The sequence below is a fragment of the uncultured Methanobrevibacter sp. genome (genome assembly GCF_937906425.1).
GTDB lineage: Archaea > Methanobacteriota > Methanobacteria > Methanobacteriales > Methanobacteriaceae > Methanobrevibacter.
The window spans coordinates 1-8,057 of the sequence record NZ_CALCYR010000213.1; the positions used below are offsets into that span (position 1 = coordinate 1).

An 8,057-nucleotide genomic window follows, 5' to 3' on the forward strand; every position below is an offset into this window, starting at 1 on the left:
CATGTGTATACACCGGTATTACTATTGCAGAATACTTCCGTGACCAAGGTTACGACGTAGCGCTCATGGCAGACTCAACTTCCAGATGGGCTGAAGCTATGAGGGAAATTTCCGGAAGACTTGAAGAGATGCCTGGGGAAGAAGGTTACCCAGCATACTTGGCATCCAGACTTGCACAGTTCTATGAAAGAGCTGGAAGGGTTATCACTTTAGGTCAAGATCCTAAGGAATCCTCTGTTACCGTAGTAGGTGCAGTATCACCTCCTGGTGGGGACTTATCCGAACCTGTTACTCAAAACACCCTACGTATCTGTAAGGTATTTTGGGCATTGGATGCATCTCTTGCAGATAAACGTCACTTCCCTTCCATCAACTGGTTGCAAAGTTATTCCCTTTATGTGGAAAGTATTACTAACTGGTGGCAAGAAAACGCTTCAGATGAATGGAGAGCTAACAGGGACCAAGCTATGGTCTTGTTACAAAAGGAATCCGAACTTGAGGAAATTGTACAATTAGTAGGTCCTGATGCATTACCTGATTCTGAACAGGTTGTATTGGAAACCACCCGTATGTTAAGAGAAGACTTCTTGCAACAAAACGCATACGATGATGTGGACACTTACTGTTCTCCAATCAAACAGGCAGGCATGTTAGAAACTATTCTCAAATTCCATCAAGCTGCAAGTGCAGCAGTGGAACGTGGAGCTGATGTAAAGGAAATTGCAGCTTTAGCGGTTAAAGAGGATATTGCTAGAATGAAATACATCCCTGAAGATGAGTTTGAAGCAAAAATAAAAGAAATTCAAGAAAAAGTTGTAACACAATGTGCTGAGGTATAAAAATGAATGCTGATATTAAAACAAGAGAATATACAACAGTTTCTGAAGTTTCTGGTCCTTTGATGGTAGTAGAAGGTGTTGAAGGGGTAGCTTATAACGAAATCGTAGAAATCGAAGCTCCTACTGGTGAACACAGAAGAGGACAAGTATTGGAAGTAAAAGACGACGTTGCTGTTGTTCAAGTATTTGAAGGTACCACTGACTTAAACACCTTAAACACTAAAGTAAGATTTACTGGTGAAACAGCTAAAATCGGTGTTTCAAGAGACATGATGGGACGTATCTTCGACGGTACTGGTAAACCTATTGACGGTGGTCCAGAAATTATCCCTGATAAGGAATTAGATATTAACGGTAACCCAATGAACCCTGCATCAAGGGAATTCCCTGCAGAGTTTATCCAAACTGGTATTTCCACAATTGATGGAATGAACACCCTTGTAAGAGGACAAAAGTTACCTATCTTTTCAGGATCTGGTTTACCTCACAACGACTTGGCTGCTCAAATTGCAAGGCAAGCTAAAGTAGTAGGTTCCGATGACGAGTTTGCAGTAATCTTTGCTGCTATGGGTATTACTCACGAAGAAGCAAACTTCTTTATGAGAGATTTCGAAAGAACAGGTGCTTTGGAAAAGGTAACCGTTTTCATGAACTTGGCAGACGACCCTGCTATTGAAAGGATTCTTACTCCTAAAATGGCTTTAACCACTGCTGAATACATGGCATTTGAACTTGGTATGCACGTATTGGTTATTCTCACTGACTTATCCAACTACTGTGAAGCTTTAAGGGAAATTTCTGCAGCTAGGGACGAAGTTCCTGGTCGTAGAGGATACCCTGGTTACATGTACACTGACTTAGCAGGTATTTACGAACGTGCAGGACGTATCGCAGGTAAGGAAGGTTCCATTACCCAGATGCCTATCTTAGTTATGCCTCAAGACGATATTACTCACCCAATTCCAGACTTGACCGGTTATATTACTGAAGGACAAATCGTACTCAGTAGGGATATTCACAGGAAAGGTATTTACCCACCTGTAGACGTACTTCCATCCTTGTCTCGTTTGATGAGTGGTGGTATCGGTGACGATAAGACTCGTGATGACCACAGTGGTGTATCTGACCAGCTTTATTCCGCTTATGCAGAAGGACGTAACTTAAGAGACTTAGTTGCAGTAGTCGGGGAAGACGCTCTTACTGAAAGAGACCAAGCTTTCTTGGCATTTGCAGAAAGTTTTGAAAATGAGTTCATTACTCAAGCTAAAGATGAAGACAGAAGTATTGTAGAAACTTTAGATCTTGGTTGGAAATTGTTAACCATTTTACCTAAGACAGAACTTAAAAGAGTTAAAGATGAATTTATTGAAAAATACTACCCAGAATAAATTAAATCCATATTGGATTTATTCTGAAGGTTTTTAAATTCATCATTATTTGGTTTTAGACTTGAAATATTATCTTTAGGAGGATAGTATGGCAGAAGAAATACTTGATGGTATTAACCCAACACGTATGGAGCTTCTTGCTCTTAAGGATAGGGAAAAACTTGCAGTAAAGGGTCACAGTTTGTTAAAACAAAAAAGGGACGCTTTGATTAAGGAGTTTTTCGATATCTTGGACAGAGTTAAAGGTGCAAGGGAAAACGCAGAAAAAAATCTTTCCGAAGCTTACGCAGCACTTACCGAAGCTCAAATTATTATGGGTGACTTGGCTGTTCAAAAGGCAGCTTTATCTGTTAAGGAATCTGTTAAAGTAGATATTTCTTCAAGAAGTATTATGGGTGTTACCGTACCTATAACTGATATGGAAATGGAAACAAGAACTTTGGTTGAAAGGGGATACGGCTTTTCAGACACTTCAATTCAATTGGACGAAGCGGCTAAGAAATTCGAAACCGCTTTAAAATACATTATTGAATTAGGTGAAATCGAAAAGACAATTTATCTTTTAGCTGATGAGATTGAAGCTACCAAGCGTAGAGTAAACTCTCTTGAACATATTATGATCCCTAGATTCCAGGCTACAATCAAGTCAATCAACATGAAACTTGAAGAGATGGAAAGGGAAAACTTCGTAAGAATGAAGATGATTAGATCTACTATTGAGAGAAACGAAGCAGAAGCTTTAGCAAAAGCTCAATTAAAAGCTGCTCAAGAATAATTTTAAAAAAGAAATAAATGCAATTCATATTTTGCTTAGTTAAAATAGAATATGTATTTATTTTCTTAAACTTTTTTTATTTTTTTTATTTTATATTTTAGTTTTTTATTAATTTTCATGTTTTTTTTAATTTTTTAGCTTATTTTCATATTTTTATCATTTATTTTTATATTTTTAATATTTATTTTCATATTTTTAGCATTTATTTTTATATTTTTAGTTTAGTTTTTTTATCTTATTTTTATATATTTTATAATTTTCATTGTTTTTTTATTTTTTTAAGAATTTTTCACTAGTGTTTTTTTTAGTTTTTTTTTAGTTTTTTTAGCATGATGAAATGGTAATATTTTCTTATATTAAAATTTTTTTATAATGTATTTTTGAAGGATAATACTTTCTTATGATTTTGTTTTAAAAATTACTTCTCTTTTTTCATATTATTGCAATATATTTGCCCCATAAATTTATATGCTTTTAAATTATGGATTTTTTTAATTATCTAAAATAGGATAAGTTTTAAATTTTAGGCTTTGTTGAAATCTTAATTTTTCTAAAATTTTCTAAAAAATAACTATTCAAAAGTTTAAAACATGTTTATATAAATATTTCAACAGCACTGAATTAATGTTTTTAGTTTATGGGTAATGTTTAAATACTTAACTAAACTTATATTTATTATATACATATATATTTTATATTTTTTAAAGTTTAATTGATAGTATTTGCTTAATTATTTTTTATATTTTTTAAAGTTTAATTTACACTATTTGCTTAATTATCTTTAATTTTATAAAATACTTATATATATTCAATTATTTTTATTTGATATTTGACTTTATGCTAATATTAAATGCTTTTGATGTTTATTCAATATATGTATTAAATATCCTAGTTTTTTATGCATATGTCAAGTCTTATAAATCTAATTATTTTTCATTTTAAAAAAAGGGCAATTAATTTATTAGTATTAATGGTGTAATCTATTAAATTATTTTTAAAATATTTTAAGTGTTTTGATTTTTTCAATAGAAAAATATTATTAGAATTTATTAAATTTTTTTAAATTTTATTAAATTAAAATTTGGTTTTTGAAATAGTGATTTTTAATATTTAAAAATCATTTTTATATTTTTCTAAGATTAAAATAGTTTGATATTTTAATAAAACTCTTTTTTTAAATATTTTTTTTAAAGTAATTTAGGAGGAATTATTTGAGAAATAATATTAAGTTTTTTGCTATTTTATTAGTTATTCTATGTTGTTTCATGGGTGCAGCTAGTGCAGTTGATGATGTTTCAATTGATATAGTTGACAGTTCTGTTGATGATGCTGTTAGTGTAGATGCAATCCCTGAAGATACATATGGTAGTTTGTCTGAAATAAATTCAGTAACAAATAATTCTGATATAGAATTAAATGATGGAAAAGATAATATTGGAAACACTAAAACAGTCACTGCAACTGCAAGTGATTGGGATGGATTGTATAATAATGTTATTAATGGTGAATCTGAAATATTACTTACTGGGACAGAATATCTTATAGATTCTAATAAAAATATTGAATTTAATAATGATGTGATAATTACTGGTAATTCCAATAGTTATGTTACTGGAGGTAGTTTAAGTTACACACCATTTATTTGCTCAGATCCTAGTTTATCAATCACATTAAGAAATATTAAGTTTACAAATATAACTTCACAAATTCTTATTCAATTGGCAGGAACCACCACTATTGAAAATTGCAGTTTTGAAAATATTCAAACTGCTACTGGAGGAAGATATTCTGTAATTTATAATAATTATGGTTTTATGAAAATTGCAGAATGTAATTTTACTAATTGTAATGCGCCTTATGGTGCTGTAACTAACTATCATTCTATTCCTACTAATGTTAGGATGAATGTATCAAACTGTAAATTTGAAAATAATACTGCTTCTTCAGACCCTGGAGCTATCAATAATTGCGGATATTTGAATGTTACAAATTCTACTTTTATTTTTAACCATGCAAATTTATGGGCTGGGGGAATTCATACTCATATAAATGCATATACCCGTATTTTTGATTCAAATTTCACTGGAAACACTGCTGGATGGAATGGTGGTGCTTTATTTTCTTATGGAAAATTAGAGGTTTATAATTCCATATTTGATAATAATAACTGTACCACAAATAATGGTGGTGGAGCTATAGGAGGATTCCCATATGGGGGTTCAAAATATAATATAACTATAGAAAATTGTAATTTTACAAATAACAATAACTTATGCGGTGAATTTACCAATGAATCAACCACAAGTTTAGGACGTGGTGGAGCAATTTCTGCATTAAATGGAGGAACTTTAAATGTTCATGGTTCCAGATTTGTTCATAATGCTGCAGTTATAGGACAAGCTATTTGTGGTTATAATACAGTTTATGACAATGCTACTGGTGGAGAGCCTTACTTACAAATTTATAACAATACCTTCATAAACCATACTGTAACTACAAACGATACAGTTTACATTTCAAATGGAAATTATACTTTTGAAAATAACACTTTTATTAATAGCCCACAAACTCAGTATAATCAAAATAATAATTATGATGCTACTGAATCAAATAGTTTTGATGACTTAAATTCTAAAAATACCTTAGGTAAAAGTATCCTTTCAGATGGAGAAACTCCAACTAATGTTTGGTATGTTGACCCTGCCGCTACAGGGGCTAATGATGGATCTAGTTGGGAAGATGCATATACTAACCTTAATAATGCTCTTTCTAACGTTGAAAATGATGGCATAATATATGTTGCAGATGGAGTCTACACTCGAAAAGCTTTTAATCGTCCGATGAATATTACATTAATTGCTCAAGGCGAGAATGCTATTTTCAATAGTTTTGAAAGTAAAGCATATGGTAATACTTTGAATCTTGATGCAGAATATACTTTTATTAATTTCACTTTTAAGCAAGCAGATGTTGGAAGAAATACTGTTTTCATTAATTGTACTTTCTATGACAGTTTACAATTGACTGTGATGAAATATCGTTACACTATGGTGGAAGTGTATGAATTAATCGGAGAAGATCAATGGAAGCAATATGGTTATGCTTTCACATTTAATGCTACTTTCGATAATTGTGTATTTAAAAATTTAGATTCTGAAGATGCTCCGATTACTGTATATAAATATGGTAAAGCAGAGTTTTATAATTGTACTTTTGAAAATATAAGCTCAGATTCTATAATAAATAAAATTGGGGATTTTGTACTTGATGATGGAATATACTTCTATGACTGTTCATTCTCAAACATAAATGTGAATGGTATTGCAGATATTCCTGGAGATATTGAGTGGGGAGATTACTGTGCTATTGAAAACTGTGATTACGACTTTGCAGCTACTACTGATATAGTATCTACAGATGAATGCACTCACAATTACATTAACGCTACTCTACTTAAAGTGACTATTACAAATACTAGCTTATACGCTTATCCAGATTATCCTGAAATTATTTTAAGTGAAGATGAGATAGAAGACATCAATATTGAATTGACTGCTGATGATGAGCCAATTGATGGAGCAGTAGATGTTTACATTGGTGAGGAGTTATACGACACATATTATATTATAGGAAATGACATCATTTCAATTCCATACAGTGCTTTCAGCCTTGGAGTAAACAATGTCACTGTCAGGTATAATGGTGATGATGAAGAGAATTATGGTCCTAGCGATGATAGTTTCACTATAGTTGCTTATGGAGAACCAGCATATATTGAAATATATGCTCCTAATGTGGTTGTTGGCAATAACGCTTCTATCAGCTTTTCTATTGTCGATGAGTACTATGAAGAAATTGATGCAATAGACATTTATGTAGAGGTTTGGTCTCAAGAATATGATGGCGATCTTGATGAGTTTTTTGACTCTGAACTTTTATATGAAGGAAGTGTAAACAGCAATGAGCTTATTTCTCTTGACTTGCCTATAGGAATGTACAGTGTTATAGCTGTTAGTGATTATGATGAGGGATACACATATTATGTTTCTGAAAGTATAGAAAACTTTAACGTATTTAATAAATTCACATCTATTTTTATTTTCCCAGCTGATGACGATGAAACTACATTAGATAATTTTGAGTATGCTATTCAAGTTTATGATATGGCGGACAATCCTATTTCAGCTAATGTGACTATAATATTGGATGGAGATGAGGAAAACCCTATCGCTTTTGAAACCATTGTCTTTGACCCTGAAAATGAGGACGAAGGTCCTGCTGTCTTTGATTTTGGACAATTAAGTTATGGTAAGCATATTATTGAAGTTTACTATGCTGGTGATGAGGAATCTGGATGGCTTGAAACTTATGAATCACGAGAATTCATCGTTTTATATCCTAGTTTCTTAAAGGTTGAAACTTCAGATGTATTCATTGGTGATGATGCTACTGTAGTGATTGAGTTAACAGGCCCTAATGGTGAAGCCCTCAATGGTAAGGTGTATATATATGTTGAATCTAATGCTCAGACCTTATTTAATGAGGATATTGATATTGACGGTTCTTATGAATTTACATTGGAAAATCTTAGTGAAGACTGCATAATCTATGCAGAATTTTTTGGTACTCAATTTGAGTATGAGGAATTTGATAGTGATAGCAGTTATTATGCTGGAATAAGATCTAATGGATTCATCAGAGTATCAGAAGTCATGGCAAATATTGAATTAAGTATTTCAGAAGATGGATCTTCTGTTATCGCTACCCTTACTGATGGGGAAGGAAATGCTATTGCTAATGCTTCTGTAAGCATTAGCGCTAATGGTGTTGAATCAATTCTTACCACTGATGCAGATGGTAAGGCAAGTCTTCCTGTAAGTGGCAACACCACTGCTGTTGCAAGTTATGTAGATGAAAACAACATTACAGTAAGCAGTTCTTTAAACATTATAGTAATCTCAAATGAAATTATAAAAGAAGTCAACAACACTATTGTGCTTAACAATACAATTGAGGTTCCTCTTAAACGTACTGTAACTGAGATTGGATATGAAA

General features: G+C 32.1%; 3 protein-coding genes and 1 pseudogene. All 4 read left to right on the forward strand.

The window, feature by feature from the left end; translation table 11 throughout:
* Window positions 1-839: pseudogene (locus tag Q0138_RS06250) on the forward strand (V-type ATP synthase subunit A); the annotation flags it as partial.
* A 2-nt stretch (window positions 840-841) separates the two neighbouring features.
* Window positions 842-2,227 (forward strand): ATP synthase subunit B, encoded by a 1,386-nt coding sequence (locus Q0138_RS06255; RefSeq protein WP_297982153.1) that lies wholly within the window; start codon window positions 842-844, stop codon window positions 2,225-2,227.
* An 88-nt stretch (window positions 2,228-2,315) separates the two neighbouring features.
* Window positions 2,316-3,002, forward strand: coding sequence for a V-type ATP synthase subunit D (locus Q0138_RS06260; RefSeq protein WP_297982155.1), 687 nt, complete (start codon window positions 2,316-2,318; stop codon window positions 3,000-3,002).
* Window positions 3,003-4,213: 1,211 nt separating this feature from the next.
* On the forward strand, window positions 4,214-8,057 hold a 3,844-nt coding region (locus Q0138_RS06265), incomplete at its 3' end, for an Ig-like domain-containing protein (RefSeq protein WP_297982156.1).

What these genes read in the sequence shown, in the direction of transcription:
- Q0138_RS06260 (WP_297982155.1), top strand. Translation starts at nt 2,316, where the DNA reads ATGGCAGAAGAAATACTTGATGGTATTAACCCAACACGTATGGAGCTT.
- Q0138_RS06255 (WP_297982153.1), top strand. Translation starts at nt 842, where the DNA reads ATGAATGCTGATATTAAAACAAGAGAATATACAACAGTTTCTGAAGTT.